The organism is Microbacterium sp. JC 701, assembly GCF_021026215.1.
GTDB lineage: Bacteria > Actinomycetota > Actinomycetes > Actinomycetales > Microbacteriaceae > Microbacterium > Microbacterium algihabitans.
The window spans coordinates 562700-588809 of record NZ_JAJNCV010000002.1; the positions used below are offsets into that span (position 1 = coordinate 562700).

The 26110-nt window shown below is 69.6% G+C and carries 28 protein-coding genes, 2 tRNA genes and 1 other RNA gene; 14 read left to right on the plus strand and 17 right to left on the minus strand.

Going from position 1 to position 26110, the window contains the following annotated elements; genetic code table 11:
• Positions 1-49: 49 nt before the first annotated feature.
• Positions 50-1537 (minus strand): alpha,alpha-trehalose-phosphate synthase (UDP-forming), encoded by a 1488-nt coding sequence (gene otsA, locus LPW41_RS10635; RefSeq protein ID WP_230704776.1) that lies wholly within the window; start codon positions 1535-1537, stop codon positions 50-52.
• A gap of 147 nt (positions 1538-1684) precedes the next feature.
• Here otsA and LPW41_RS10640 point away from each other — a divergent pair, with 147 nt between their 5' ends.
• Positions 1685-1939, plus strand: a complete 255-nt coding sequence (locus tag LPW41_RS10640) for a protein BatD (RefSeq protein WP_144834812.1) — start codon at positions 1685-1687, stop codon at positions 1937-1939.
• Positions 1940-2009: 70 nt separating this feature from the next.
• Here LPW41_RS10640 and LPW41_RS10645 read toward each other — a convergent pair whose 3' ends face one another.
• The 3 genes from LPW41_RS10645 to LPW41_RS10655 all read right to left on the minus strand — a co-directional run bounded on the left by LPW41_RS10645 (position 2010) and on the right by LPW41_RS10655 (position 4825).
• Positions 2010-3215 carry an acetyl-CoA C-acetyltransferase gene (locus tag LPW41_RS10645; protein ID WP_230704777.1) on the minus strand — a complete coding sequence of 402 codons (1206 nt, stop codon included), beginning with the start codon at positions 3213-3215 and terminating at the stop codon, positions 2010-2012.
• The gene (locus LPW41_RS10650; RefSeq protein WP_187358391.1) at positions 3212-3865 is read right to left on the minus strand and encodes a CoA transferase subunit B; all 654 of its coding nucleotides are present in this window, start codon (positions 3863-3865) and stop codon (positions 3212-3214) included. The genes LPW41_RS10645 and LPW41_RS10650 overlap by 4 nt, the downstream gene beginning before the upstream one ends.
• 186 nt (positions 3866-4051) lie before the next feature.
• Complete coding sequence (locus tag LPW41_RS10655; RefSeq protein ID WP_230704778.1) at positions 4052-4825, minus strand: CoA transferase subunit A; 774 nt, start codon at positions 4823-4825, stop codon at positions 4052-4054.
• Positions 4826-4970: 145 nt separating this feature from the next.
• Here LPW41_RS10655 and LPW41_RS10660 point away from each other — a divergent pair, with 145 nt between their 5' ends.
• From LPW41_RS10660 to LPW41_RS10670, 3 genes are all read left to right on the plus strand, one after another.
• Positions 4971-5777 (plus strand): IclR family transcriptional regulator, encoded by an 807-nt coding sequence (locus tag LPW41_RS10660; RefSeq protein WP_230704937.1) that lies wholly within the window; start codon positions 4971-4973, stop codon positions 5775-5777.
• Positions 5778-5858: 81 nt separating this feature from the next.
• A complete protein-coding gene (locus tag LPW41_RS10665) occupies positions 5859-6377 on the plus strand; it encodes a MarR family winged helix-turn-helix transcriptional regulator (protein WP_144834804.1) in 519 nt (172 codons plus the stop codon).
• Positions 6374-7621, plus strand: a complete 1248-nt coding sequence (locus LPW41_RS10670; RefSeq protein ID WP_230704779.1) for an MFS transporter — start codon at positions 6374-6376, stop codon at positions 7619-7621. Before LPW41_RS10665 ends, LPW41_RS10670 begins: the two co-directional genes overlap by 4 nt.
• Positions 7622-7626: 5 nt before the next feature.
• Here the strand turns inward: LPW41_RS10670 and LPW41_RS10675 are convergent, their stop codons facing one another.
• Together LPW41_RS10675 and LPW41_RS10680 are read right to left on the minus strand one after the other, a co-directional pair.
• Positions 7627-8517: an alpha/beta fold hydrolase gene (locus tag LPW41_RS10675; RefSeq protein WP_230704780.1), complete on the minus strand. Its 891-nt coding sequence runs from the start codon at positions 8515-8517 to the stop codon at positions 7627-7629.
• 52 nt (positions 8518-8569) lie between these two features.
• On the minus strand, positions 8570-9106 hold the full coding sequence (locus LPW41_RS10680) for an NUDIX domain-containing protein (RefSeq protein ID WP_230704781.1): 537 nt from the start codon (positions 9104-9106) through the stop codon (positions 8570-8572).
• Between LPW41_RS10680 and LPW41_RS10685 the strand changes: the two genes are divergently transcribed.
• On the plus strand, positions 9105-9296 hold the full coding sequence (locus LPW41_RS10685) for an LPXTG cell wall anchor domain-containing protein (RefSeq protein WP_186325577.1): 192 nt from the start codon (positions 9105-9107) through the stop codon (positions 9294-9296). The two genes, LPW41_RS10680 and LPW41_RS10685, sit on opposite strands and share 2 nt — an antisense overlap.
• 54 nt (positions 9297-9350) lie before the next feature.
• Here the strand turns inward: LPW41_RS10685 and LPW41_RS10690 are convergent, their stop codons facing one another.
• Both LPW41_RS10690 and LPW41_RS10695 read right to left on the minus strand, forming a co-directional pair.
• Positions 9351-9761 (minus strand): Lrp/AsnC family transcriptional regulator, encoded by a 411-nt coding sequence (locus LPW41_RS10690; RefSeq protein WP_186325576.1) that lies wholly within the window; start codon positions 9759-9761, stop codon positions 9351-9353.
• 229 nt (positions 9762-9990) lie between these two features.
• Positions 9991-10293, minus strand: a complete 303-nt coding sequence (locus LPW41_RS10695) for a hypothetical protein (RefSeq protein WP_144834792.1) — start codon at positions 10291-10293, stop codon at positions 9991-9993.
• A 113-nt stretch (positions 10294-10406) separates the two neighbouring features.
• Here LPW41_RS10695 and LPW41_RS10700 point away from each other — a divergent pair, with 113 nt between their 5' ends.
• Entirely contained in the window at positions 10407-10841 is a 435-nt protein-coding gene (locus tag LPW41_RS10700; protein WP_230704782.1) for a hypothetical protein, read from the plus strand.
• A gap of 788 nt (positions 10842-11629) precedes the next feature.
• Here the strand turns inward: LPW41_RS10700 and LPW41_RS10705 are convergent.
• A tRNA-Lys gene (locus tag LPW41_RS10705) sits at positions 11630-11705 on the minus strand.
• A gap of 178 nt (positions 11706-11883) precedes the next feature.
• Here LPW41_RS10705 and LPW41_RS10710 point away from each other — a divergent pair.
• Both LPW41_RS10710 and LPW41_RS10715 read left to right on the plus strand, forming a co-directional pair.
• On the plus strand, positions 11884-12651 hold the full coding sequence (locus tag LPW41_RS10710) for an inositol monophosphatase family protein (protein WP_230704938.1): 768 nt from the start codon (positions 11884-11886) through the stop codon (positions 12649-12651).
• Complete coding sequence (locus LPW41_RS10715) at positions 12648-13238, plus strand: hypothetical protein (RefSeq protein WP_230704783.1); 591 nt, start codon at positions 12648-12650, stop codon at positions 13236-13238. Before LPW41_RS10710 ends, LPW41_RS10715 begins: the two co-directional genes overlap by 4 nt.
• Before the next feature lie 64 nt (positions 13239-13302).
• Here the strand turns inward: LPW41_RS10715 and LPW41_RS10720 are convergent, their stop codons facing one another.
• On the minus strand, positions 13303-13569 hold the full coding sequence (locus LPW41_RS10720; protein WP_144834784.1) for a hypothetical protein: 267 nt from the start codon (positions 13567-13569) through the stop codon (positions 13303-13305).
• A gap of 63 nt (positions 13570-13632) precedes the next feature.
• On the opposite strand from LPW41_RS10720, the gene LPW41_RS10725 reads away from it, so the two are divergent.
• Positions 13633-14172, plus strand: coding sequence for a YaeQ family protein (locus LPW41_RS10725; RefSeq protein WP_230704784.1), 540 nt, complete (start codon positions 13633-13635; stop codon positions 14170-14172).
• A 70-nt stretch (positions 14173-14242) separates the two neighbouring features.
• On the opposite strand, the gene ssrA is transcribed toward LPW41_RS10725, so the two are convergent.
• Positions 14243-14612: a transfer-messenger RNA gene (gene ssrA / locus LPW41_RS10730) on the minus strand.
• Positions 14613-15125: 513 nt separating this feature from the next.
• Between ssrA and LPW41_RS10735 the strand changes: the two genes are divergently transcribed.
• Complete coding sequence (locus tag LPW41_RS10735) at positions 15126-15782, plus strand: SIMPL domain-containing protein (protein WP_230704785.1); 657 nt, start codon at positions 15126-15128, stop codon at positions 15780-15782.
• Positions 15783-15801: 19 nt separating this feature from the next.
• Here LPW41_RS10735 and smpB read toward each other — a convergent pair whose 3' ends face one another.
• The 4 genes from smpB to prfB all read right to left on the minus strand — a co-directional run bounded on the left by smpB (position 15802) and on the right by prfB (position 19586).
• Positions 15802-16278: an SsrA-binding protein SmpB gene (smpB, locus tag LPW41_RS10740; RefSeq protein ID WP_144834778.1), complete on the minus strand. Its 477-nt coding sequence runs from the start codon at positions 16276-16278 to the stop codon at positions 15802-15804.
• 76 nt (positions 16279-16354) lie between these two features.
• Positions 16355-17272 carry a permease-like cell division protein FtsX gene (ftsX, locus tag LPW41_RS10745; RefSeq protein ID WP_154096439.1) on the minus strand — a complete coding sequence of 306 codons (918 nt, stop codon included), beginning with the start codon at positions 17270-17272 and terminating at the stop codon, positions 16355-16357.
• Positions 17269-18345 carry a cell division ATP-binding protein FtsE gene (gene ftsE, locus LPW41_RS10750; protein WP_230704786.1) on the minus strand — a complete coding sequence of 359 codons (1077 nt, stop codon included), beginning with the start codon at positions 18343-18345 and terminating at the stop codon, positions 17269-17271. Before ftsE ends, ftsX begins: the two co-directional genes overlap by 4 nt.
• A 128-nt stretch (positions 18346-18473) precedes the next feature.
• Positions 18474-19586, minus strand: coding sequence for a peptide chain release factor 2 (prfB, locus tag LPW41_RS10755; protein ID WP_144834772.1), 1113 nt, complete (start codon positions 19584-19586; stop codon positions 18474-18476).
• A 71-nt stretch (positions 19587-19657) separates the two neighbouring features.
• On the opposite strand from prfB, the gene LPW41_RS10760 reads away from it, so the two are divergent.
• Entirely contained in the window at positions 19658-20896 is a 1239-nt protein-coding gene (locus tag LPW41_RS10760) for an MFS transporter (protein ID WP_187358417.1), read from the plus strand.
• A 263-nt stretch (positions 20897-21159) separates the two neighbouring features.
• On the plus strand, positions 21160-22965 hold the full coding sequence (locus LPW41_RS10765) for a M20/M25/M40 family metallo-hydrolase (RefSeq protein WP_230704787.1): 1806 nt from the start codon (positions 21160-21162) through the stop codon (positions 22963-22965).
• Positions 22966-23026: 61 nt separating this feature from the next.
• On the opposite strand, the gene LPW41_RS10770 is transcribed toward LPW41_RS10765, so the two are convergent.
• On the minus strand, positions 23027-24046 hold the full coding sequence (locus tag LPW41_RS10770; RefSeq protein ID WP_230704939.1) for an NADPH:quinone reductase: 1020 nt from the start codon (positions 24044-24046) through the stop codon (positions 23027-23029).
• Between the two features lie 127 nt (positions 24047-24173).
• Between LPW41_RS10770 and LPW41_RS10775 the strand changes: the two genes are divergently transcribed.
• Positions 24174-24255, plus strand: a tRNA-Leu gene (locus LPW41_RS10775).
• 45 nt (positions 24256-24300) lie between these two features.
• Complete coding sequence (locus tag LPW41_RS10780; RefSeq protein WP_144834768.1) at positions 24301-25050, plus strand: DedA family protein; 750 nt, start codon at positions 24301-24303, stop codon at positions 25048-25050.
• Here the strand turns inward: LPW41_RS10780 and LPW41_RS10785 are convergent.
• On the minus strand, positions 25047-25904 hold the full coding sequence (locus LPW41_RS10785; RefSeq protein ID WP_230704788.1) for a Ku protein: 858 nt from the start codon (positions 25902-25904) through the stop codon (positions 25047-25049). The two genes, LPW41_RS10780 and LPW41_RS10785, sit on opposite strands and share 4 nt — an antisense overlap.
• Positions 25905-26110 lie beyond the last annotated feature (206 nt).

The window sequence follows — 26110 nt, forward strand, 5'->3', positions numbered from 1 at the left end:
GCGGCATCCACCCCCCTGCTTGCACTCGGGGCGCTCGCGAGTGCGGCGGTCATCCGGCGTCCGTCTCGTCGATGGGCTCGCGCTCGGGCGTCGACCCGTCGTCGTCGCGGGTGATCTGTTCGGCGGCGGCGCGCGACGACTTCTCGTGGAACACCGAGAGCGCCTCGAGGAAGTCCTGCGACCAGTCCTCGACATCGTGGTCGCGCACGCGCTTGCGCAGCGCCCGCATGCGACGCCCCTGCTCGGCGGCGGGCATGTCGATCGCCCGCATGATCTGGTCTTTCAGACCGTCGATGTCGTGCGGGTTGATGAGCAGCGCACTGCCCATCTCGTCGGCGGCACCGGCGAACTCGCTCAGCACGAGCACGCCGCGGTTGTCGATGCGACTGGCCACGTACTCCTTCGCCACGAGGTTCATGCCGTCGCGCAGGGCGGTGACCAGCATGACGTCGGCGGCGAGGAAGAGGGCGACCATCTCTTCGCGCGGATACGACTGGTGCAGGTAGCGAATCGCGGTGTGCGTGGTCGTGTCGTAGTCGCCGTTGATGCGACCGACGGTCATCTCGATCTCGTCGCGCAGCTGCACGTACGCTTCGACGCGTTCGCGGCTGGGGCTGGCGACCTGCACGAGGGTCGCGTCTTCGACGCTCGCTCGTCCGTCCTCGAGCAGCTCGCCCCAGGCCTTCAGGCGGTGGCGGATGCCCTTGGTGTAGTCGAGGCGGTCGACGCCGAGCAGGATCTTGCGCGGGTTTCCGAGTCCCTCGCGGATCTCCTTCGCGCGCTGCTGGATCTCGGGCTTCTGCGCGAGCTCGATGTACGACTCGGCGTCGATCGAGATCGGGAACGCCTTCGCCAGCGCGACGCGGGTGCCGCCCTCGGCATCCGGAACGAGGATGCCGCTGGCCTTGGTCTCGTAGCGCAGCTGGCGGCGCACCGCGCGGGCGAAGTTGCCGGCATCCGCCACCCGCTGGAAACCGATCACGTCGGCGCCGAGCAGCCCCTCGAGCACCTGCTTGCGCCACGGGAGCTGCGCGTACAGCCCGTACGCGGGGAACGGGATGTGGTGGAAGTAGCCGATCGTGAGGTCGGGGCGCATCTCGCGGAGCATCTTCGGCACCAGCTGCAGCTGGTAGTCCTGCACCCACACGATGCCGCTGTCGGCGGTCACGTCGGCGGCGGCCTGGGCGAAGCGCTGGTTGACCTTGACGTAGGCGTCCCACCAGGCGCGCTTGTACGTGGGCTCGGCGATCACGTCGTGGTACAGCGGCCAGATCGTGTCGTTCGAGAAGCCCTCGTAGTACAACTGCACGTCGGAGGCCGACAGGGTCACCGGAACGAGATGGGTGCCGTCGAAGTCGAAGGGCTCGACGGTGACGTCGGCCTGCCCGGCCCACCCCACCCACGCGCCCTCGGCGCTGCGCATGACGGGTTCGAGAGCGGTGACGAGACCGCCCGGTGAGCGTCTCCACCCCTCGCCGTCGGGGGTGCGATCGACGGGCAGACGGTTGGCGACGACGACGAAATCGGCCTGGGTCACAGGTCCTCCTCGGGGGATCGTCCTCAGGCTAACAGCGGGCCCGATCCGCGCACGGGGGTGGACGGGATGCGATATGTCCGTTCCATCGGCCGATGCTCGTCCTGTCAAGGTGCGGCAGCGGATCGACCTGCTCGATAGGTTGGGCGCATGCGGCAGTACATCTTCGGAACCGGTCTCCTCAGCGCCATCACCGGCGGCGTCACGCTCTTGCGCGGCCTCAAGAACGACGAGCCGTTCACGTGGCGCACTGCGCTGGCGTGGCTCAGCTGGGGAATCACCCTCGCCCTCGCCGTCGGCGCGGTGGTCGACACCCGTCGCGCACGCCGTGGCCGCACGATCGCCGGCGACTCCCCCGTCCAGAAGAAGCAGGCCAAGCTGCTGAAGAAGCGCCTCGCGCGCTGAGCGCTCACCACCATCGGTTTCCGGATGCCGCGGCCTCGAGGTCGCGGCATCCGTTCGTTTCGGCCTGGCCCTAGCGGGTGAGGATCAGCGCGTCGCCCTGACCGCCGCCTCCACACAGCGCCACCGCGGCCGTGCCGCCGCCGCGACGCACCAGCTCGTGCACCGCGTGGACGACGAGCCGGTTGCCCGAGGCGCCGATGGGGTGACCGATCGCGATGCCGCCACCGTGCGGGTTGACGACCTCGTCGGAGACGCCGAGCTCGGCCTGCGACCGCGCGACCACGGCCCCGAAGGCCTCGTTGATCTCGATGAGGTCGAGGTCGGACGCCGCGATGCCCTGCTTCTCGAGCGCCTTCGCGATCGCGCGGGCGGGCTGGGCGTGCAGGGAGTTGTCGGGGCCGGCGACCTGACCGGACGCTCCGACCACGGCGAGCACGTCCCAGCCGCGCTCGTCGGCGATCGCACGGGTGGTGACGACCACCGCCGAGGCGCCGTCGGAGATCTGCGAGGCGTTGCCCGCGGTGATCGAGCCGCCCTCCGCGAAGGCGGGACGCAGCTTGGCGAGCGTCTCGACCGTCGTGTCGGCGCGGATGCCCTCATCGGCGGTGACGACGACCGGTCCCTGAGCCTGTCGAAGGGCGCCCTTTCGCTGCGGGATCGACACCGGCACGATCTCGGCGTCGAAGACGCCCTCGGCTTGCGCTGCGGCGGCACGCTGGTGGGAGCGTGCGGCCACGGTGTCCTGGGCTTCGCGGGTGACCTCGTATCGAGCGTTCGCGCGCTCGGTCGAGGCGCCCATGCTCTCGCGGTCGTAGGCGTCGGTGAGGCCGTCGTACGCCATGTGGTCGAGCACCTCGACGGAACCGTAGGCGTAGCCGTCGCGCGAGTTCATCAACAGGTGCGGGGCGCGGGTCATCGACTCCATGCCCGCGGCGACGACCACCGTCGCATCGCCGAGGCGCAGCATGCGCGCGGCGTCGATGATCGCGGTGAGGCCCGACAGGCAGACCTTGTTGATGGTGGCGCTGTGCACGTCCCAGCCGATGCCCGCTTCGATCGCGGCCTGGCGCGCGGCGTTCTGCCCCGCTCCGGCCTGCAGCACCTGCCCCACGAGCACGGCGTCGACGGCATCGGCCGGAATACCGCCGCGCTCGAGCGCCCCGCGGATGGCGGCAGCGCCCAGCTGCACGGCGGAGAGCGGGGCGAGCTGCCCCTTCAGGCGGCCCTGCGGGGTGCGGGCGGCGGCGACGATGACGACGTCGTTCTGTGCGCTCATGCGTGCTGCTCCTCAGCGAGTCGGACGGTCAAGGCGGGTTCGGTTGCGGCCCGCACCTCATCGACGCTCACCCCGGGGGCGAGCTCGACGAGCACAAGGCCATCCTCCGTCACATCGATGACGGCGAGGTCGGTGATGATGCGGTCGACGACGCCGCGGCCGGTGAGCGGCAGCGAGCACTCGTCGACGATCTTCGGCGAGCCGTCTCGGGCGACGTGCTCCATCAGCACGATCACGCGGGCGGCGCCGTGGACGAGATCCATCGCCCCGCCGGGGCCCTTCACCATCTTTCCGGGGATCATCCAGTTGGCCAGGTCTCCGGATGCCGACACCTGCATCGCCCCGAGGATGGCAGCGTCGATCTTGCCACCGCGGATCATCCCGAAGCTCAGGGCCGAGTCGAAGAACGCCGACCCCGGGAGGGTGGTCACGGTCTCTTTGCCGGCGTTGATGAGGTCGGCATCCACCGCGTCTTCGGTCGGATAGGGACCGACGCCGAGGATGCCGTTCTCGGACTGCAGCACGACCGTCACCCCGTCGGGAACGTAGTTCGGCACGAGGGTGGGCAGGCCGATGCCGAGGTTGACGTAGGCGCCGTCGGCGAGCTCGCGAGCGGCGCGGGCGGCCATCTCGGTGCGGGACAGGGGCATGTCAGTTCTCCTCCGTGACGGTCGTGCGCGGTGCGATGCCGGGTCCCTGATCGCGAGGTCCCTGAGCCTGTCGAAGGGACCGGGCGCCACGCGAGCGAGGTCCCTGAGCCTGTCGAAGGGACCGGGCGCCACGCGAGCGAGGTCCCTGAGCCTGTCGAAGGGACCGGGGCCCGCAGCTCCGCGTGATCACTGCTCCCCCTCCCGAACAGTGCGCTTCTCGATGCGCTTCGGGATGTCGGGCCCGACCTCGACGATGCGGTGCACGTAGACGCCGGGCAGGTGCACGGCATCCGGGTCGAGCTCTCCGGGTTCGACGAGGTGCTCCACCTGCACGATGCAGGTGCGTCCGGCCATCGCGGCGAGGGGGTTGAAGGCGCGCGCGGCCTTGCGGAAGACGAGGTTGCCGTGGCGGTCGCCCGTGTAGGCGTGCACGAGCGAGAAGTCGGTGGTGATGGCTTCTTCGAGCACGAACTCGCGTTGCTCGCCGTTCACGTCGAAGGTGCGCACGTCTTTGACCGGGGATGCCACGGCGATGCCGCCGGCGCCGTCGTAGCGACGCGGCAGGCCGCCCTCGGCGACCTGCGTGCCCACACCGGTCTGCGTGTAGAAGGCTGCGATGCCCGACCCGCCGGCCCGCAGCTTCTCGGCGAGGGTGCCCTGAGGGGTGAGCTCGAGTTCGAGTTCGCCGGAGAGGAACTGCCGCTCGAACTCCTTGTTCTCGCCGACGTACGACGAGGTCATCTTGCGGATGCGACCGGCCCCGAGCAGAATGCCGAGCCCCCAGTCGTCGACGCCGCAGTTGTTCGACACGACCGAGAGGTCGCGGGTCCCCTGGGCGAGCAGCGCCTCGATCAAGGCGATGGGGTTGCCCGAGAGGCCGAACCCGCCGACGGCGAGAGACGCCCCGTCGGGGATGTCGGCGACGGCCTCGGCGGCTGAGGCGACGGTCTTGTCGATCACGCGAACTCCTTCGTAGCGGCGTCCCTCCACCTTGCGGTGCGACCGGATGCGGTCGCGAGTCGCTTCTTGTCATGTGGATGCCGCGAGGCGTAGCGTCCACATCGTGGACACACCGAGGCAAGAAGTCGACGTCAGCGCGACGGGCATCCCCCACGCCGCGCACGGATCTGCGCGGAGGGCGGGGACCCCCGTTCCCGGAGCGCAGGCCATCGCGCGCGCGGCGCACCTGCTGCGCCTGGTGACGGCGGCCGGTGACACCGGCGCCTCGGTCGCAGACCTCGCCCACGACGCCGACCTGACCCGCCCGACCGCTCATCGCCTGCTCAGCGCCCTCCGCGTCGAAGGTCTCGTCGACCGCGACGATGCGACCGGGCACTGGCTCCCGGGGCCCGAGCTCTACCTGATGGGCAGCGTCGCGGCATCCCGCTTCGACATCACGGCGACCGCGCGCGACATCGTGCGCTCGCTCGCCGTGCGCACCGAGGAGAGCGCCTTCCTCTCGGTGCGGCGCGGCGACGAGACCGTCTGCCTCGTGCGCGAGGACGGCAGCTTCCCCATTCGCTCGTTCGTGCTTTCTGAGGGCGTGAGGTTCCCCCTCGGCGTCGCATCGGCGGGGCTGGCGATCCTCGCGTTCCTCCCACCTCAGGATGTGGATGCCTACCTCGAGCGCCACCCGGAACTCGTCGAGCGGTGGGGAGCCTCCCACTCCCCCGCTCGACTGCGCACGCGCATCGCCGACACGCAGGCCCGGGGCTACGCGGTGAACCCCGGCCTGATCGTCGAGGGCAGCTGGGGCGTGGGCGCCGCCGTCTTCACGCGCACCGGCGACCCGCAGTGGGCACTGAGCCTGACCGGGGTCGAGTTCCGCTTCGGCGGTGAGCGACTCGCCGAACTCGGGCGGATCCTTCTGGCGCACGCCCACCAGCTGTCGACGCGGATCGCCGCGCGGTAGCCGCGGCGCGCGAGACCGCCGCCGCACGCGGCATCCCCCATTTAGATACCCACGGTATATAACGGGGGTATACTTCTGGATATGACCCGTGACGACGACCTCCAGCGCCTGCTGCTCGCGGTGCACGCGCTCACGCGTGTGGCCGCTCTCGACACGAACTCCGATGCGCCGGCGGCGCAGTGGCGCACGCTGACCCTGCTGCGCGACCACGGCCCGCAGCGCCTGGGCGACCTCGCGACGCTCAGCCGTGTCACGCAGCCGGGCATGACCCGATTGATCCGGCAGATGGATGCCGCGGGGCTCGTCTCGCGCCGCAGTCATCCGGCCGACTCCCGCGTCAGCGTGGTGGCGGCGACGGAGGACGGTCTCGACGCCCTCGAGCGGTGGTACGAGCTCTTCCGTTCCGCTCTCGCGCCGCACGTGGCCGACCTGTCCGACGCGGAGTGGGAGGCCGTGCGCACGTCGGCCTCGGCCCTGTCGCGCCAGGTCGGAATGGTGCCCGTCGGGTCGAACGATTTCACCGAGAACCCGAACGACGATGCGCCCGCCTCGCGCGGCGCCGCACGTCGTTCCGAAGAAGAAAGGGAGGTGGTCCGGTGAGCGCCGGTACCGCAGCTAACCCGGCCGAGAAGGCCCCCAGCGTCTGGAAACAGCCCGCACAAGTCTGGGCGGTCGCCTTCGCGTCGGTCGTGGCGTTCATGGGCATCGGGCTCGTCGATCCGATCCTCCCCGCGATCGCTGACTCGCTGCAGGCGAGCCCGGTGCAGACCGAACTGCTCTTCACGAGTTACCTCGTCGTGACCGGCCTCGCGATGCTCATCACCAGCTGGATCTCGAGCCGCATCGGCGCGAAGGCCACCCTGCTGGTCGGCCTCGGCCTGATCGTCGTCTTCGCGCTGTTCTGCGCGCTGAGCGGCAGCGTCGACGCCGTCATCGGCTTCCGCGCCGGGTGGGGTCTGGGCAACGCCCTGTTCATCTCGACGGCTCTCGCGACCATCGTCGGAGCAGCCTCGGGCGGCACGTCGTCGGCCATCATCCTGTACGAGGCCGCGCTGGGCCTCGGCATCGCCGTGGGTCCGCTGCTCGGCGGCGTTCTCGGTGAGGTCAGCTGGCGCGGGCCGTTCTTCGGCGTCGTCGTGCTCATGGCGATCGCGTTCATCGCGGTGGCGGTGCTGCTGCGCGGACCCAAGCCCGAGCGCACGCCCCTGCCCTTCAGCGCCCCCTTCCGTGCGCTGGGTCGTCCGGCCCTCGCGATCCTCGCGGCGACCGCGCTGTTCTACAACATCGGCTTCTTCACCCTGCTGGCGTTCTCGCCGTTCCCCCTCGGTTTCGGAGCCATGGGCATCGGCCTCACCTTCTTCGGCTGGGGTGTGGGCCTGGCGATCACGAGCGTGTGGGTGGCGCCCCTGCTGCTGCGTCGGCTGCGGCTGACCACCGTGCTGCTGATCGCCCTCCCCCTGCTCGCGATCGACCTCGTGGTCGCCGCGTTCACGGTGGCCTCCGCGACGGCTCTCGTCGTCTGCATCATCGTGGGTGGTCTGGTGCTGGGTGTGGTCAACACCGCCCTCACCGAGGCCGTCATGGAGGCCACCGACCTGCCGCGCTCGGTCGCGTCGTCGGCCTACTCCGCCGTCCGCTTCCTCGGCGGCGCCGTCGCTCCGCCGCTCGCGGCGTGGCTGTGGCACGCGTACGGCGCCGACGTGCCGTACTTCATGGCCGCGGCATCGGTGTTCATCGCCGCCGCCTGCATCCTGTTCGGCCGCCGCCTGCTGGCCCACGTCGACGGCTCGCACCCCGACGCCGCCGACGAGGGTGCCGCCGTGCTGGTCGGAGACGCCGCGTAACGACATCACTCCCCCGCGAGCACCTCTCGCACCACGGCCCGCGCGCCGGGTGCCGACATGACGATCGAGTAGTGATCGACATCCGGCACTCGGCGCGTCGCTGCGAGTTGCGGGAATCGCGCGCGGATGCCGTCGGGGTCGGGATACAGCGGGGGCACCTCGCCGGACAGTCCCCGCTCGGCCGCGATCAGCCGGGTCGGGCGGCGCAGTCGTTCAAGGGCTCCGGCGATCGCCTCGCCGGCGTTCTGATCGATGGAGTCGGCTTCGACCGTGGCGAACGTCGTCGCCGGGCGGAGCGCGGGTGGCTCCCCGACCAGGTCGTAGGCGAAGTAGGCGTCGAGCAGCGGGTCTTCGCGCCCGACGAACGCCGGGTGCGCGCGCCAGAAGTCGCGGTACGCGCCCACGCTGTCGAACCGCATGTCGAGCCGCGCCGCCGTCGGGCCGAGCACGTGGCGCACGGCCGCGCGCGGGTCCATTCCGGGCGGCAACGCCAGAGGCAGGCCGCCGTCGACGAGCACGATCCGCTCCACCCGGTCGGGGTGTCGGTCGCCGAACACCGCCGAGATGAATGCCCCCATCGAGTGCCCCACGACGACCACCTTCTCGACCCCGAGGGCGTCGAGCACCGCGGCCAGGTCGTCGGCGTGCTGCGCCAGCCCGGTCCGTCGCGTCGAGGCTGCGCTGCGGCCCCGCCCGCGCAGATCGGGGGCGATCAACCGTGCCGAGGTCTGTTGCGCGACCCATGCCCACGCCAGGTGCGACGCGGTGACGCCGTGCACGAGCAGCCACGGGGTGCCCTCGGCATCCGGATGCCATTCCCCGACGCGCAGGGCCCCCTCTTCGACCGCGAGGTCATGGGTGACGTACGTGGCGGGCGAGGCGCTCTCGATCGGCATGGCGACATGGTGGCACGGGGGTCCGGAATCGGGCTCCGCCCGTGCTCTCGGTTCAGCGGGCGGTGCGTTTGCCCATGTCGGCCACCCGCTCCTGCAGCGTCTCCCAGAGCTGTTCGAAGCGCGCGTTCCACGGTGTCGCGAACCCGCCGTTCTCCCACCGATGCCGCACGACGTCGAGAGTGACCCACTCCGACTCCAGCACTTCTTCCGGATCCGGCACCGGCACGGGCTCCCCGTCGACGCGCGCGACCCACAGGTCGAAAAGCGCCCGCTCCTCGATCACCCGCCCGACCAGCACGAGGTCGTCGCGGGCGACCTGCATCCCGGTCTCTTCGGCGAGCTCGCGCACCGCGCCGGTCCGGCTCGTCTCTCCGCGCAGGGCGCTCCCGGCCGGGAACTCCCACGCGAGCGGGTAGTCCTTGCTCTCGGCCCGTCGACTCATCAGCACCCGGCCGGTGGACGACACCAGGCAGACGGATGCCACGATGTGGAACGACCCGGCCGGCACCGGGCCGTCACCGCGTCGGTGGAGGGTGCCCGTGGGCGTGCCCTGAATGTCGGTCACGTCCCACATCTCGTCGTCGGCCATGGCCCCATCCTTCCGCGCGCACGCCGCGAGCGCACCGGCCACGCCGGGCGCAACGGGCAGCGGTCAGAGCCTGGCGCACACGGGCGCTCAGGTGACGCCGATCGCCGCGGTCGTCGGGGCCGCGGTCGCCGTCCTGGTCGGCGGCGGTCTGATGCTGCTGGTCCGCCGACGGGCGCGACAGCGCGCGTGAGGTGAGCGGAGGCGGTGCGTCCGGGTACTGGTCCCCGGGCGCATCGCCTCCTCGTCATGTCAGCAGGTCTTGGAACACCATCGAGGTGCGCGTGCGCTCGATGCGGGGTGACATGCGGAGCGTCTCGATCGTCGACGAGACCTGCGCGCTCGTCGCCCCTTCGACCACGATCACCGCGTCGGCGGCCCCCGCCACGGTGACGGCGAGGGAGACGTGCGGGAGCTCGGCGACGATCTCCCTCAGTTCGGAGACGCTCGCATTCCCCCGGCAATACACCTCCACGATCGCCCGCGCGTCGAGAGGCCGCGTGGCGGTCTCGATCGTGAATCGCGTGATCGTCCCCTCGGAGTTCAGCGCCTCGATGCGACGCTTGACGGTCGAGGGGGCGAGGCCGAGCTGTCGGGCGATGGCGGCGGCGCTCGCCCGGGAGTTGTCGCGCAACGCCGCGAGGATGAGATCGTCCACGGTGGTCCTCTCCACGGATATCCGGATGCCGCGGCGCGGTGAACGATTCGTCCGAGCCGCCGCGGCGATGCGCGACATTCGACCACGCTCAGGCACGTGGGCCCGTCCGTGCGACGGCCCCGGGAGAGCGGGTGAAAACCCGCGACCGCACGGTCGAGGACGACGCAGGCGGTCCGTCGACGGAGTCACCCGATCACGACGGTGGCCGGTCCTCGACGAGGGTTCATCCTCAGATCAGGTCGAAGGGCATGTCGTCTTCGTCGTGCGTCCGCGGCGTCGGCCGGTCGACGCGTTGCGGCTCCGCAGAGGCGGAGCTCAGATGCACGGTCTCCACCGCGATCGTCGCCGACGTCGCGGGGGTGACGAGGATGCTCATCTTCCGTCCGTCATCTGCGGTGACGGTGAGGAACCCACCCTGCGCGTGAACCGCCGAGAGGATCTGGCGTCGCAGATCGTCAGCGTTCTCGAGCGGCGCAAGCGCGTGCGTCACCCCGTCGACGGTGACGTGTACTCGCTGTATAGAGTGCGCCATGCCATGAACGCTAGGGGGCGACGCTGCGGATGGGGCCGGGGTTGTTCGGGGACACCGCACGAGGGACACTACGTGGCCGACGCCGACGAACCGGTCAGCCGTATGCTCGCAGCGTGACCGATGCATCTATCGAAGAGTCCCCGCCACGACGCTCGCGAGCTCAGCTCGAAGCGTGGGTCCGTGAGTTCGAGGAGCAGGAACACTGCATCGCCGGGAAGATCACCATCCCACCGCAAGAGGACAACGGCGTAGACGACACCGGTCTGGTCATCCTGAACCTGCGAAACGCGTCACCGTCCATCTACATGAGGCCGCGGGGGTACGACGATCCGACCTGGGAGCTGACGGTCACCGAGCAGCCGACCGATCTCACGCTGTCCGTACACGACATCGCGAGCCTGGCCGCGGAGCTCGTCATCGCGAGCAACCTATGCACCTTCCTCCAGTACAAGTCCCTCGATTGGGATCGTCGGAGTGGTCAGCGCCGGGCGACCGAGGGCGGTTCGCGGACCAACCACGCCACGACGCGGAAGCCGGCGATGGGCTAGGACTCGAGCGGGGCGTTCGTGGGGAGCACTTCGCCGGCGCGCTTTCTCAGCTGCGGCGCTCGCCAGTTCGGCGCTCTGACCGCGGCACACGCTGCGAGATGCACGGGTTCGTGGTGAGCCCAGAGCACGGCCATTCCGTCACGCTGATCGGCGAACGATCCGAGGGGTTCGGATCGTCGTCAGGCGGTCCAAATACCGTCCGCCCCGCGCGACATGAAACCGAACAATCGATAGGTGCACGCGCCGAGGACGAAGTCGTCTTCGACTTTCTTCCACGTCGCCTGAGGTGGCGGTTTCGGCATTCCCCACATGTGGCCCCCCTTGCACCCTCGCCATTCGAGGCGAGAAAGGCCCCGCGAGCCATTGTGCTGAGAGGAGGCCATTTACCGCCCTGGAAAGACGAAACGACCCCGGCGCCCCTGGGGAAGGGACGCCGGGGGCGTTCGACGTGCTAGCTGGCGCGGCGCTCAGACCGCCGGACCTGGCCATGAACGATGTCGGGGAGGTGCTCCCCATTGACCGTGACACCGACCAACGCGATGCCGCGCAGGTCGACATCGCCGAACATGAACCGGCCGAGCTGTCGCTCGCGGTCCGTCAGTCCTGAGATGCTGCTCCAGCTAATGGGCTCGGATTCGTGCACAACGTGCCTCTTCTCTGCCCCCCCGGTCGCCGAAGCTACCAGCGCAGAAGGCGAGGTGGGAGGGGTTGCGCTGTCGTGCCCACCCACGCCGTGAAACGAGAAGATCCCCGGCCCTCCGAGTGCTCGGAGAAACCGGGGATCCAGGTGGTGCACCCCCTGGGACTTGAACCCAGAACCCACTGATTAAGAGTCAGTTGCTCTGCCGATTGAGCTAGAGGTGCGTATCTTTCGGCCGGAGTTTCGCTCCCCGCGCCGAGGAATGACGTTACCAGGCGTGACGCGAGCACACCAAATCGGCTCAGCATCGCCGGTTATCCTGGGGCCGTGTCCCGCTCTGATCAGCCCGCCGCGTCCTCCCCCGACAGCACCCCCACCGAAGCTTTCGCCGACGACCTCGCCCTGGCCCTCCGCCTCGCCGACGCCGCCGATGCGGTGGCGATGCAGCGATTCGACGCGTCCGACCTGCGCATCGACACCAAGCCCGACCGCACGCACGTGACCGAGGCCGACCTCGCGACCGAGCGCGCGATCCGCCAGATCCTCGACAGCGAGCGCCCCGCCGACTCCGTCCTCGGCGAGGAGTACGGCACCTCGGGCGATACCGCGCGCCGCTGGGTGATCGACCCGATCGACGGCACGCACAACTACATGCGCGGAATCCCCGTCTGGGCGACCCTCATCGCCCTCACGGTCGACGGTGTGCCGCAGGTCGGCGTCGTCAGCCAGCCGGCGCTCGGCCGACGCTGGTGGGCCGCCACCGGTCACGGCGCCTGGACCACGACCCCGACCGGCGAGACCCGCCGCATCCACGTCTCGGCGATCGACGACGTCTCGGCCTCGAGCATCAGCTTCCAGAGCATCGAGCAGTGGGACGACGTCGACCTCCTCCCCACCCTCGAGAAGCTCTCGCGCGCGGTGTGGCGTGATCGCGGGTACGGCGACGCCCTCCCCTACATGTGGCTCGCCGAGGGGCGTCTCGAGCTCGTCGCGGAGTTCGGCGTCAAGGAGTACGACATCGCCGCGATCGCCCCGATCGTGCGCGAGGCCGGCGGGAGCTTCAGCGCGTTCGACGGGTCCGACCGCCTCGACGCCGAGTCGTCGCTGGCGACCAACGGTGTGCTGCACGACGCCTTCCTCGACCTGCTGCACGAGGACGACGCCCGATGACCCGCCGCGCACCGCACGCCGCGGCGATCACCGCCCTGGCCGTCGTCACCGCCCTCGCTCTGGCGGGGTGCTCGGCATCCGGCGCCCCCGAAACCGCGCCCAGCGTCGCCGCGACCGCGAGCGGACCGGCGGTCGACGGCAGCGCGCCCACCGACTCGCCGGAGCCCGAAGACGAACCCTCGATCGCCCCGACGTGCGAGAACATCATCCCCAAGACCCTGGTCGACAACTTCACGAGCGTCGGGTGGACATCGCAGGAGGATCAGTTCCGCGTCGGCGCGACGCCGCTCGACGGCGGCATCCAGTGCAAGTGGGGCGACCAGAGTATTGCGTCCGACCGCGTGCAGATCTTCGGCTGGGCACCCATCGACGATTCGACCGCCGCCCAGGCCGTGAGCGACCTCACCGCGGCGGGCTGGAAGGTCGAGAAGGACTCCGACGGCACGTACGTCACCGAGAACCCCGACTGGCTGAACGGACGCGGCGTCGACGGCTACGGCCTCACCTACCTCTTCGGCGACGGCTTCGTGAAATTCGCCGACACCCGCCAGAGCCTTCTGCTGGTCGACAGCCCGCGCGCGTCCTGAGCCGCCGGCATCCGGAGACGAAGATCCCGGATGCCGAGACCTCACGTCACGCGAGGCTCCGGCCTCAGCGGTACGGGTTCGTCGCCCCGGCGTCGCGCGCTGCCGCGAATCCCTCGTCCCACGCGTCGCCGCGCGCCTCGACGTCGCGCCAGAGCGCGTCGGCCTGCAGCACGCGCTGCGCGAAGGCGACCCAAGCGGTCCACTGCGCGGTGATCTCGGGCGGCTCCGCGTCGGAGGCGCTCCGTGCCGTCGCCGTCCACGTCTCGGCATCCGGCGTCGGCAGCAGGTGGAACGGACCGACGTCGATGCGCAGCGCGCGAGGATCAGGCATCCCTCGACGCTAGACGCACCGCGCGGCGTCGCGCCACGACCCGCTCGCGTAGGCTCGAGGATCGTGGCTATCGGCTCGACCATTCACACCTTCACGGTGCACCTCTCCGACGTCGACCGCGGTGTCTACGACGAACTGCAGCTGCGCGTGGCTCGGCATCCGTCCGAGACCGCTCCGTACATGCTCACGCGCGTGCTCGCGTACTGCCTCGAATACGAGGAGGGCATCGGCTTCAGTGAGGGCGTTGCCGCGACCGACGAGCCCGCCGTGATGGTGCGCGACCTGACCGGCGCCCTGGTGGCGTGGGTCGAGGTCGGGGCTCCGGATGCCGCGCGCCTGCACACCGGCAGCATGAAAGCCGATCGCGTCGCGATCTACACGCACCGCGATCCCGAGAAGGTCGCCGCCCCGTGGGCGGGCAAGCGCATCCACCGCGCCGACGAGGTGCTGCTGCACAGCTTCGAGCCCGGGTTCGTCGAGAAACTCGCGGATGCCATCGATCGCCGTAACACCGCCACCCTCACCCGCACCGAGGAGCGTATCTACCTCGAGCTCAACGGCGTCTCGGGCGAGACCGACGTCTTCACGCGGTCCGCGGCCTGATCACAAACCAAGAAAGCCCCCACCCTCGCCGAAACGGGCGAAGATGGGGGCTTTCTCACGTGACGGTGGTTCGTGGAGCTGGGGGGAATCGAACCCCCGTCCAACGCTGGGTCTCCGCGTTTTCTCCGGGCGCAGTCTGTGCAGACGTTCTACTCGGCTCCGACCTTTGTCACAGACACCTAAGTCGACAAGCCCAGCCTGGGAAAAGTCCCGCGTGACGTCCAGACGCCGTCACACAGCAAGACCCCTAAATGACGCCAGATTCCGTGGCGGGGTCGCACACGGCCTGACGGACTATCGGGCTCGCTTACGCAGCGAGGGCGAAGTCAGTGCGCTTAGCATTGGCACTTATTGTTTTGCAGGGAGCGTTTACGAGATAACCCCACATCCTCGGCCCGCTTCTCGCGGGTTCGCAGGCGCTGTCGAAACCGATCAGCCCCGGGAACTCCGTGAAGGAGCGACCATCGTCACGCTGTTGAGTTACCACCTCAGGGCCGAAGCACCCGAGCGTCCCAGTCTATAACGGATCCCGCGGCCCCGTGATTCCCGTAGGCCCTGTACCTCGGGGAGGTGGCTGAGCCCGTCGAAGCCACCGCGACGCCGCGGGTACCTCCGAAAGGTGGCTGAGCCTGTCGAAGCCACCGGGACGTCGCAGGTACCTCGGAAAGGTGGCTGAGCCTGTCGAAGCCACCTGGACGTCGCGGGTACCTCGGAAAGGTGGCTGAGCCTGTCGAAGCCACCGCGACATCGCGGGTACCGGTCCCTTCGACAAGCTCAGGGACCTGGGGCGGGAGGTGGCTGAGCCTGTCGAAGCCACCGGAACACCGCGGGTACCTCGGGGAGGTGGCTGAGCCTGTCGAAGCCACCGCGACATCGCGGGTACCGGGCCCTTCGACAAACTCAGGGACCTTCGACACGCTCAGCGACCTGGGCCGGTCCCGTATGCTCGCGCCATGACTGCCGTCGTCATCACCGTCCGAGGCGAGAGCGAGGCGCGCGTGCGCGCCGAAGAGGCCGCCGTCCGCGTCACCGTCACCACCGACGGCCCCGCCCGCGGGCCGGTCGTCGAGCGGGCGCAGGAACGCGCCGCCGTCGTGCAAGACGGCCTGGTCGCGCACCTGCGTTCGGGCGAGGTGTCGGAGTGGTCGAGCGCGCGCGTGTCGGTGTGGTCCGACCGTCCGTGGAACCACGACGGCGCGCAGCTCCCCCTCGTGCATCACGCCAGCGTGGAGCTGTCCGCGACCTTCATCGACGCGGGCGCCCTGTCGTGGTGGCTCGGCGATGTCGCCGAGTCCGACGACGTGCAGGTCACCGCTGTCGAGTGGCGCCTCTCCCCCACCACGCGCGCCCGTGTCGAACGCGAGGTGGCCGCGGCCGCGGTCGGCGTCGCCGTCGAGCGCGCCAGTGCGTACGCGGACGCTCTGGGCTTGGCATCCGTGTCTCCGGTGGAAGTGGCGGATGCCGGATTGCTGGCGACCCGGCCCGAGGTACAGCACCCGCTGGCGGCGCGCATGATGTCGGCCGACCACGCCGGCGGACCTTCATTCAGCCTGCAGCCGTCGGAGATCGTCGTGACCTCGGTCGTCGAGGGGCGCTTCCGCGCGGAGTGACGGCGAGCCGCGATCGAGCTCAGTCGCCCAGGCGGTTCTTCGTGCGCATCGCGCGCTCGGCCTCGCGCTTGTCTTCGCGCTCGCGGATCGTCTGGCGCTTCTCGAACTCGCGCTTGCCCTTGGCGACCGCGATCTCGACCTTGGCCTTGCCGTCGAGGAAGTACAGCCGCAGCGGCACCAGCGTGTATCCGCCGGCCGAGACGGCGTGCGAGAGCTTCACGATCTCTTCCTTGTGCAGCAAAAGCTTGCGCGTGCGCTTGGCCGAGTGGTTGGTCCAGTGACCCTGCGAGTACTCGGGGATGTGCACGGCGTCGAGGAACGCCTGACCACCGTCGATGTAGGCGTACCCGTCGGTGAGGTTCGCGCGCCCCTGGCGCAGCGACTTCACCTCGGTGCCGGTCAGCACGAGACCGGCTTCGTACGTCTTCTCGATGGCGTAGTCGTGACGCGCCTTCTTGTTCGACGCGATGAGCTTTTCACCTTGCTCACGAGGCATGGTGCCACCTCCTCATGATCAAGGGCACACAGAGCCCTACAGTCTATCGCACGGCAGACGCCGAGACGGCTGCGTGCTACGCGCGCAGCCAGCGGCGGATCGCGAAGCTCGCGCTCAACGCGGCGAGCAGAACGCCGATCACCACGATCGCCGGGATCACGAAGGCGACATCGCCCAGGGTGACCCACGAGGTGATGAAGCTGATCCGATCGCGCAGGTACTGGTTGACCCCGACGCCGACGATCGCCCACACCGCGACGCTCGCGAGCGCCGAGCCGATGAGCGCGGCGAGCACGCCCTCGACGATGAACGGCGTCTGAATGAAGCGGTTCGAGGCACCGACCAGGCGCATGATGCCGAGCTCCCGCCGTCGCGCAAACGCCGAGAGGCGGATGGTCGTCGCGATCAGCAGCACCGCCGCGATGAGCATGAGACCGGCGATGCCGACGGCGACGTAGGTCGCGACCGTCAACGCCTGGAACAGCGGCTCGAGGTACTGCATCTGATCGGTCACCTCCTCGACGCCCGCCTGGCCGCTGAACGCCTCGGAGATCACGTCGGACTGGCTGGAGTCGACGAGGTTGATGTTGAACGTCGCGTTGAACGAGTCGGCCGACACCACGCCGAGGATGCTGTCGGGCAGCTGGCTCTTGGCGCTGTCGAACACCTCCTCGCTGGTCGAGAAGGTGTAGTCGCGGATGAGGGGCGCGAGCGCCTCGCCGTCGAGCGTCGCCTTGACGGCGTCGATCTGGTCTTGCGTGGCGGCCTGGCCGGTGGTGCAGGTCGGCACGTCCGACACCGACGCGCACATGAACACCGCCACCTGGGCGCGGTCGGCCCAGTACGACTGCATCTTGCCGATCTGCATCTGCATGAGCATCGCGGCGCCGACAAAGGTCAGCGACACGAAGGTCACGAGGATGACCGAGATGACCATCGACGCGTTGCGCCGCAGGCCCGTGAAGGCCTCGGAGAGGATGAGACCGAACCTCATGACGTGGGTCCTACTTCGTCGTGGCGGTCTTTCGATCCTCCGAGTCCGAGCCGGTCGGCGAGACCGAGGGCGTCGACATCGGGGCGCGTGACCGGAATGGAACGTGTATTGGTGCCCGGCTCGCGCTCGGCGTTCTGCTGCGTGACGGCGGGGGCGGATGCCGCGGACGCGGCCTCTTCGCGCGGCTCGGCGTTCTCGCGTGCCGCCGACGTCGGCGCAGCGGTGGCCGGAGCCTGCGCTGCGGCGGGCCGCTCGGCATCCGGAACGCGAAGCGGCTCGACCGGACCGGTGAGGCCGGTCACCTCGCGCTGCACCTCGAGCACCGCGGTGAGGGCGGCGACGGCCGCCGCTCCGCGCTCGACCTCGGGTGCGAGGCGCGGGAGGCTCGACGTGTCGCCGTAGCCGCCGTGACGCTCGTCGCGCACCATCTCGCCGCCACGCAGCTCGATCACGCGACGCTGCATCTGGTCGACGAAGCCGGCCTCGTGCGTGGCCATGACGACGGTCGTGCCGCCGGCGTTGATGCGCGCGAGCAGGCGCATGATGTCGATCGAGGTGCCGGGGTCGAGGTTTCCGGTCGGCTCGTCGGCCAGCAGCACCTGCGGACGGTTGACGAGCGCGCGAGCGATCGCCACGCGCTGCTGCTCACCACCCGAAAGCTCGTGCGGCAGACGCTTCTCTTTGCCGTCGAGGCCGACGAGCGCCAGCACCTCGGGCACGGCCTGCTGGATGAACCCGCGCGAGGCGCCGGTCACCTGCAGCGTGAAGGCGACGTTCTGGTGCACGGTCTTGTTCGGCAGCAGACGGAAGTCCTGGAAGACCGAACCGATGTGGCGCCGGAAGTACGGCACCTTGCGGTTCGACAGGCGGCGCAGGTCGCGACCGAGCACGACGACGCGCCCCTCGCTGGGGGTCTCGGCGCGCAGGATGAGCTGCAGGCACGACGACTTGCCCGAGCCCGAGGCTCCGACGAGGAAGACGAATTCCCCGCGCTGCACCTCGAAGTCGACGGCGTTGAGGGCGGGCTTCGCGGTGCCGCGATACCGCTTTGTGACGTTCTCGAACCGGATCATGGCTCGACGAGCCTAAGCGCGGGCTTCGAGCAGGCCGTCAGGACGCGCCGTGTCGTGAAACCGAGAGAGCCCTATGGATGCCGAGGTGATCGGCATCCGCAGGGCTCAGGCTCGGGCGGAAAGACGGCTCAGTCGTCGTCGTCTTTGCGCTTGCGCCACCGGATGCCGGCCGCGATCAGACCGTCGAGGTCGCCGTCGAACACGACCGCCGGGTTACCGACTTCGTACCCGGTGCGGAGGTCTTTCACCAGCTGCTGGCCGTACAGGAAGTACGAACGCATCTGGTCGCCCCAGCTCGCGGTGATCGTGCCGGCGAGCTCCTTCTTCTTGGCCGCTTCTTCTTCGCGCTTGAGCAGCAGAAGGCGGGTCTGCAGCACACGCATGGCGGCCGCGCGGTTCTGGATCTGCGACTTCTCGTTCTGCATCGAGACGACCAGGCCCGTCGGAAGGTGCGTGATGCGCACGGCGGAGTCGGTCGTGTTGACCGACTGCCCACCGGGGCCCGACGAGCGGAACACGTCGACGCGGATGTCGCCCTCGGGCACCTCGACCTCGACGGCCTCTTCCATCACGGGGATGACCTCGACGGCGGCGAAGCTCGTCTGTCGCTTGTCGGCGCCGCCGAAGGGGCTGATGCGCGCGAGGCGGTGCGTGCCGGCCTCGACCGACAGCGTGCCGTAGGCATAGGGCACGTCGACCTCGAAGGTGGCCGACTTGATGCCGGCGCCTTCGGCGTAGGAGGTGTCCATGACCTTGACGGGGTACTTGTGACGCTCGGCCCAGCGCAGGTACATGCGCAACAGCATCTCGGCGAAGTCGGTGGCGTCGTCGCCTCCCGCGCCGGAGCGGATCGTGACGACCGCGGAGCGCGGGTCGTACTCGCCGTCGAGGAGGGTCTGCACCTCGAGCTGGCCGATCACGTCTTTCAGCGAGGCGAGCTCACGGCGCGCTTCGTCGGCCGACTCGTCGTCTTCCATCTCGATGGCGAGCTCGACGAGCACCTCGAGGTCGTCGAGGCGCTGCTCGATCTCCGAGACGCGCTTGAGCTCGGCCTGCTTGTGGCTCAGGCTGCTGGTGACTTTCTGGGCCTTGTCGACGTCGTCCCAGAGGTCGGGGGCACCGGCCTCTTCACTGAGGCGATCGATGTCGGCTTTGAGTGCGTCGACGTCGACCACGGCCTGGATATCGGCGAAGGTCGAGCGCAGCGCCTGGATGTCGGCGGTCAAATCGAGTTCGAGCATTTGACATCAAGCCTATCGTGGAGACGGTGACAGCCGACTCTCCCCGGAATGTGCTGGTGCGCTTCGCACCGATGATCTACGGCCCCACCCTGCTGTTCGCCCTCGGCGAGGGCGCGGTGATCCCGCTCATCCCGGTGATCGCGAACCGCCTCGGCGCCGACGTCGCCCTCGCCGCCCTCGTGGCCGCAGCCCTGGTCGTCGGCCAGCTCTGCGGCAACATCCCCGCCGGGTGGGCGGTCGCCCGCTTCGGCGAGCGCATCACGATGGGCGTGGCCGGCATCGTCGTGTTGGCCGGCCTGACCGGCATCGTATTCGCGCAGTCGCTGGCGTTCTTCACCGCGGCGGTGTTCCTCATCGGCTTCTGCGCGGCGTCGTTCGCCCTGGCCCGTCACTCGTTCATGACCACGCGCGTGCCGCTGACCTTCCGCGCCCGTGCGCTGTCGTTGCTGGGCGGCACGTTCCGCCTCGGCATGTTCGTCGGCCCGTTCATCTCGGCAGGCCTGCTGGCGATCTTCGGCGACGAGACGGCATCCATCGTCTTCTTCGCCGTCTGCCAGGTCGCCACGATCCTGCTGGTGTTCTTCGGCCCCGATCCCGAGAAGGCCGTGCCGGTGGGCGCGGGCTCCCCCACCCGCCGCGGCACCGGCGACTCCCGCGACGCCGAAGACACCGGCGAACCCGTCACCGGCGCGATCCCGACCGTCGAGCGCGAGGGGGTGTTCCGCACGATGTGGCGTTTTCGCGGCGTGCTCGCGCGGCTGGGCCTCGCGGCGGCGTCTCTGTCGGCCGTGCGCTCGGCCCGCCAGGTGGTGCTGCCGCTGTGGGGCGTGTCGCTCGGACTCGACGCCGGCACGATCGCCGTAGTCGTCGGCGTCTCGGGCGCGATCGACTTCGCCCTGTTCTACGCCAGCGGCCAGGTAATGGACCGCTTCGGGCGCCTGTGGGCGGCCCTGCCCGCGATGGTGCTGATGGGTGCGGGCTTCCTCGCCTTGTCGTTCACGCACGAGCTGGGCTCGGCGGCCATGTGGTACGCCATGTTCGCGGCGGTGCTGGGGGTCGGCAACGGCCTGTCGAGCGGCATTCTGCTCACCCTCGGCGCCGACATCGCGCCGCCCACCGAGCCCGCCGCGTTCCTCGGCTCGTGGCGCACGTTGACGGATGCCGGCGGCGCCATCGCCCCGCTGATCGTGTCGGCCCTGACGGCCGCGGTCTCGCTGTCGGTGGGCGTGGGCGCGATGGGTGTCATCGCCGTGCTCGGCGCGGCGGGCTTCATCCGCTGGGTCCCGCGCTACGTCCCGCGCACCCGCTGACCCGCCTTCCCTCTGATCGCGAGAGGGGTCCCTTTCGGTCGCTTCCGGACCCGTTCAGGCGACGAAAAGTGACCCCTCACGCGCGCCCCGGACGACCCTTCGCGGAGCCCCGCCCGTGTTACGTCGCCGTAAACATTCCGGCGACTCTTGCCGGATCTGTCGATTCCCTATGAGAATCGTCGAACGTTCGCTTCCCTCTGAAGCAGCGTGTCATTCCCCCTGGATGATGCGGGCGTCGACGCCCGCAGAGAGGTGCCTTTGACGTGCCCCGATACACCCTGCATTCCCCTCCCTCTCGCGCTCGTCGCGCCTCCGCGGTGCTCGCCGCGGGTGCCCTCGTCGGCGGCGCCCTGCTGTCGGCGCCGGCCGCGTTCGCTGCCGCCGCACCGGGCGACTCCCCCGAAGACCTCGGCCTCACCGGCGCCGACGTCATGACCCACCTGACCGAGCTGGCGCGCATCAGCGAGTCGTTCGCCGACGACGGCTACCGCGTCTGGAACGGCCCCGGCTACGAGGCCGCCGCGCAGTACGCCGAGAAGGTGCTCGAAGACACCGGCGCCTTCACGGTCTCGCGGCAGGTGTTCGAGGTCGACACCCCCGAGTTCGGTGAAGCCTCGCTCACCGTCGACGGCACCACCTACGAGGGCTCGCACTTCGACAACAGCGAGGGCATCGACGCCCCCTACACGGGCGCCCTCGCCCTTCCCCTCTCCGCAGACGGCGGCCGCCTCGGGTGCGAGCCGACCGACTTCGCCGACATCGCGGCCGGGGCGATCGTGCTCGTGCAGCGCGGTGTCTGCTCGTTCGAGCAGAAGATCGACAACGCCACCGCCGCTGACGCCGGGGCCGTCTTCATCTACAACAACGAGCGTCCGCCCGAGGAAGAAGCCTCTCCCGACGACCAGCTGACCAACGTCACCTCGGGTGCGCGCAACCCCGACGACTCCCCCGCCGCCACCCTTCCGCAGTCGAGCGGCGACACCCTCGCCGCGCTGATCGAGGCGGCTCCGGCCGACGCCCCCGTCGAGGGCACCGCGGTGATCGAGAAGCAATTCCTCACCACGAAGACCTTCAACGTCATCGCCGACTCCATCGCGGGCGACCCCGACGACACCGTCGTCATCGGCGCGCACCTCGACGGTGTGGCCGAGGGACCGGGCGTGAACGACAACGCCTCGGGCTCGGCCGCCGTGCTGGCGCTGGCCGAGAAGATCGCGGCATCCGACGTCCCCAACGACAAGCGCATCCGCCTCGCCCTGTGGAGTGCCGAAGAAGTCGGTCTGCTGGGTTCGACCGCCTACGTCGCCGACCTGGTCGAGAACGACCCGGCCGAGTGGGAGCGCATCTCGGCGTACCTCAACTACGACATGATCGGCTCCGAGAACTTCACGGTCGGCGTGTACGACGCGAACCGGTCGACCTACCCCGCCGAGGGCGTCACGATCCCCGAGGGGTCCGCCGCGATCGAGCAGGTGTACACCGACTACTTCGATGCGATCGAGCAGCCGTGGATCGACACCGAGTACTCCGGTCGCAGCGACTACCAGGCGTTCATCGACAACGGCGTGCCCGCCGGTGGCCTGTTCTCGGGCGCCGACGACACGAAGACCGCGGAGCAGGTGCAGCAGTTCGGCGGCACCGCGGGCGTCTTCATGGACCGCAACTATCACACGGTCAACGACACCCTGGCGAACGTGAACACCGACGCGATCGACATCTTCGCCCCCGCGATCGGTCACGCCGCGGCCGACCTCGCGTGGGCCGCCGTCGAAGAGCCGCCGGTGGAGCCCTCGCCCGAGCCCACGCCCGGCGAGCCCTCGCCCGAGCCCACCACCGAGCCGACGAGCGAGCCGTCGCCGGTTCCGTCCGAGGAGCCGGCCGCGGTTCCGAGCCCGTCGCCCTCGGTCACGACCGGTCCCGGCGCGAACGGACCCGATCGCGGTGATCTGGCCGCCACGGGATCCGACGTCGAAGGATCCCCGCTCCCCGCGATCGGCCTCGGCATGCTGGCGATCGGCGTGATCGTCGCCGCCGGTACCGCAATCGTGCGTCGACGCGCACACGAGTGACGTCGTAGAAACGCGACAGCGCCGGGGTCTTCGGAGACCCCGGCGCTGTCGTCGTTTCGGCTTACTCGCTGACGCGGATGAGCACCTTGCCGGTCGCTCCCTGCTCGACGGCGTCGTGCGCAGCGGCGGTGTCGCCCAAGTCGAAGAAGCTCAGCGGCAGGCCTGCGCCCTCGCCCACCGGCAGCGCACCGTCGGCGACAGCCGCCGCAACGTCTTCGGCGGCGGCGAGAAGAGCGCGCTCCCCCACCGTGTAGAGCAGCAGGCCCTGCCAGCGCACGTTCTTCGCGAAGCTCACGCGCACGGGGGCGGTGAAGTCGTCTCCCCCGTTGTCGGCGTAGTAGCCGACGGTGCCGTGGTTGGCGATCACCTCGACGTCGAGGGCGGCGTTGTCGGCGATCGCGACCTCGACGATGTGCTCGACGCCGTTCGGGGCGAGTTCGCGGATGCCGTCTGCCAGCGAATCGCTCGGATACTGCAGCACGTGGTGGGCGCCGGCCGAGCGCGCGAGGGCTTCCTTCTCGTCGCTGCTGACCGTGGCGATGACCGTCGCGCCGGCCCAGACCGCGAGCTGGATGGCGGCGTGACCCACCGCACCCGCACCACCCTGCACGAGCACCGTGCGTCCGGCGAGGGCGCCGGGGGCCAGGCGCGAGGGGCCGTCCTCGTGCACGGTGAGCGCGCGATGCGCGGTCATCGCGGGCACGCCGAGGCTCGCGCCGAGCTCGAACGAGGCGTCGTCGGCCAGCGGCACGGCACGCGCGGCGGGCAGGATCGTGTACTCGGCCGCCGTGCCGAACGGACGCTGGTGCGCCGCGAGGTAGATCCACACCCGCTGGCCCACCGTCAGATCGGTCACGCCGTCGCCGACGGCATCCACCACTCCCGAACCGTCCTGGTTGGGCGTCACCTCGTCGAACGGCAGGGGGCGGCCGGTCGTCGCGCGCGCCTTCCAGTCGGTCGGGTTCACGCCCGACACGACGACGCGAACGCGCACCTCGCCGGGTCCGGGTTCGGGCAGGGGCTTCTCGGCCAGCGAGAGGACGGAGGAGTCACCGGGCTGGGAGTACGTGATCGCCTTCATGGAGGAGTGAACGGATGCCATGGCGTCCAGCATTCCCCCGCGGCGTGTCGCGGCGGGGAAACGGGCGTGGGCTTGACGGCTCCTTCACATCGTGAGAGCGCCCCGCCTGCTTAGAATGAGCACACTCGCGGGAGTGGTGAAATCGGTAGACACGCAGGATTTAGGTTCCTGTGCCTTCGGGCGTGGGGGTTCAAGTCCCCCCTTCCGCACGTTTCGCCCTTTCCGCACTGCCTTCTCGACCCGACGGGACCGATGTGATCCACACCACCAGCGCGCTGCTCCCGTGGCTCGACCCTGCGGCCATCATCACCAACTCGCAGCCCTGGGCCCTGCTCGTGGTGTGCTTCATCATCTTCGCCGAGACGGGCCTGCTGATCGGCTTCCTGCTCCCCGGTGACACGCTGCTGATCATGGCGGGGCTGCTGTCGCACTCCACCCCGGCCGCCCCCAACGGCGTCTTCGGCCTCAACGCGTGGTGGGTCGCCCTGGCCATCGGCGTCGCGGCGTTCATCGGCGGTGAGGTCGGGTATTTCATCGGCCACAAGGCCGGTCCCTCGATTTTCGAGCGCAAAGAGTCGGGCATCTTCAGCAAGAAGAACGTCGAGCGCACGAACGCGTTCTTCGAGCGCTTCGGCGGCCTGACCGTGATTCTCGCGCGCTTCGTGCCGGTCGTCCGCACCTTCGCCCCGATCGCGGCGGGCGTCGGCCACATGCCGTGGAAGAAGTACTCGCTCTACAACCTCATCGGCGCGATCCTCTGGGGCATCGGCCTCACGATGCTCGGGTACGCGGTCGGGTACATCCCGTTCATCCGCGACATCGTCACCGAGTACATCGACGTGATCCTGCTCGCCGCGGTCGCCGGCACCGCGATCTTCATCGCGATCCACTACTTCCGCGAGCGCGCCGCCGCCAAGCGCGAGGGTGCCGTCTCGCACGCTGAGGCCGAGTCGCTGACGCTCGACCCGAAGACGCTCGAAGACGGAGATCAGCCCGCGCGCTAAGACGCCTTCGACGTCTTCTTCTTCGCGGGGGCCTTCTTCTTCGGCGCGTCCTCGGTCTTCTCGCCGCGCGCGGCCCGGCTGCGCTCGACGCTCGCGCGCAGCGCCTCCATCAGGTCGATGACCTCGCCGCCGTCCTCTTCCTCCTGCTTGCCGAAGGTCGCGTCGGTGTCGAGGGCGTCGCCCTGCTCGAGCTTCGCGTCGATGAGAGTGCGCAGCTCGGCCTGGTACTCGTCGGTGAACTCCTCGGCGTCGAAGTCCTTCGAGAAGCTGTCGACGAGCGAGGCCGACATCTCGAGCTCCTTCGCCGAGATCCGCACGCTCTCATCCAGCGCCGGGAATGCCGCTTCACGCACCTCGTCGGCCCACAGCAGCGTCTGCAGCACGAGCACGTCGCCGCGCACGCGCAGAGCCGCGAGCCGTGTCTTCTGCCGCAGCGAGAAGCGCACGATCGCGGTGCGTTCGGTCTGCTCGAGCGTCTTGCGCAGCAGCACGTAGGCCTTGGGCGACGACGAGTCGGGCTCGAGGTAGTACGCCTTGTCGAGCGTCAGCAGGTCGACCTGGTCGCTGGGCACGAACTCGACGACCTCGATCTCGCGGCTGCGCTCGCTCGGCAGCGACGAGAGGTCGTCTTTGGTGAGCACGACCGTCTGCTCGCCGTCGTCGTAGGCCTTGTCGATGTCCTGGTAGGGAACGACCTCACCGTCGATCTCGCAGATGCGCTGGTACCGGATGCGCCCGCCGTCTTTGTTGTGCACCTGGTGCAGAGAGACGTCGTGGTCTTCGGTCGCGGAGTACACCTTGACGGGCACGTTGACGAGGCCGAAGGTCAGGGCGCCTTTCCAGATCGATCGCATGCCCCCAGTGAACACCGAAAAGGTTCCGGATGCCGAGCCCCTTGCGCCCCGCCAGGTGGCTGAGCCTGTCGAAGCCACCGGACCCCCGCGAACCCCCAACCGAGGTGGCTGAGCCTGTCGAAGCCACCGGACCCCCGCGAACCCCCAACCGAGGTGGCTGAGCCTGTCGAAGCCACCGGACCCCCGCGAACCCCCAACCGAGGTGG

What these genes read in the sequence shown, in the direction of transcription:
- LPW41_RS10640 (WP_144834812.1), top strand. Translation starts at nt 1,685, where the DNA reads ATGCGGCAGTACATCTTCGGAACCGGTCTCCTCAGCGCCATCACCGGC.
- LPW41_RS10645 (WP_230704777.1), bottom strand. Translation starts at nt 3,215, where the DNA reads ATGAGCGCACAGAACGACGTCGTCATCGTCGCCGCCGCCCGCACCCCG.
- LPW41_RS10650 (WP_187358391.1), bottom strand. Translation starts at nt 3,865, where the DNA reads ATGCCCCTGTCCCGCACCGAGATGGCCGCCCGCGCCGCTCGCGAGCTC.
- LPW41_RS10665 (WP_144834804.1), top strand. Translation starts at nt 5,859, where the DNA reads ATGACCCGTGACGACGACCTCCAGCGCCTGCTGCTCGCGGTGCACGCG.
- LPW41_RS10675 (WP_230704780.1), bottom strand. Translation starts at nt 8,517, where the DNA reads ATGCCGATCGAGAGCGCCTCGCCCGCCACGTACGTCACCCATGACCTC.
- LPW41_RS10685 (WP_186325577.1), top strand. Translation starts at nt 9,105, where the DNA reads ATGGCCCCATCCTTCCGCGCGCACGCCGCGAGCGCACCGGCCACGCCG.
- LPW41_RS10680 (WP_230704781.1), bottom strand. Translation starts at nt 9,106, where the DNA reads ATGGCCGACGACGAGATGTGGGACGTGACCGACATTCAGGGCACGCCC.
- LPW41_RS10695 (WP_144834792.1), bottom strand. Translation starts at nt 10,293, where the DNA reads ATGGCGCACTCTATACAGCGAGTACACGTCACCGTCGACGGGGTGACG.
- LPW41_RS10715 (WP_230704783.1), top strand. Translation starts at nt 12,648, where the DNA reads ATGACCCGCCGCGCACCGCACGCCGCGGCGATCACCGCCCTGGCCGTC.
- LPW41_RS10720 (WP_144834784.1), bottom strand. Translation starts at nt 13,569, where the DNA reads ATGCCTGATCCTCGCGCGCTGCGCATCGACGTCGGTCCGTTCCACCTG.
- LPW41_RS10735 (WP_230704785.1), top strand. Translation starts at nt 15,126, where the DNA reads ATGACTGCCGTCGTCATCACCGTCCGAGGCGAGAGCGAGGCGCGCGTG.
- smpB (WP_144834778.1), bottom strand. Translation starts at nt 16,278, where the DNA reads ATGCCTCGTGAGCAAGGTGAAAAGCTCATCGCGTCGAACAAGAAGGCG.
- ftsX (WP_154096439.1), bottom strand. Translation starts at nt 17,272, where the DNA reads ATGAGGTTCGGTCTCATCCTCTCCGAGGCCTTCACGGGCCTGCGGCGC.
- ftsE (WP_230704786.1), bottom strand. Translation starts at nt 18,345, where the DNA reads ATGATCCGGTTCGAGAACGTCACAAAGCGGTATCGCGGCACCGCGAAG.
- prfB (WP_144834772.1), bottom strand. Translation starts at nt 19,586, where the DNA reads ATGCTCGAACTCGATTTGACCGCCGACATCCAGGCGCTGCGCTCGACC.
- LPW41_RS10760 (WP_187358417.1), top strand. Translation starts at nt 19,658, where the DNA reads ATGATCTACGGCCCCACCCTGCTGTTCGCCCTCGGCGAGGGCGCGGTG.
- LPW41_RS10770 (WP_230704939.1), bottom strand. Translation starts at nt 24,046, where the DNA reads ATGAAGGCGATCACGTACTCCCAGCCCGGTGACTCCTCCGTCCTCTCG.
- LPW41_RS10785 (WP_230704788.1), bottom strand. Translation starts at nt 25,904, where the DNA reads ATGCGATCGATCTGGAAAGGCGCCCTGACCTTCGGCCTCGTCAACGTG.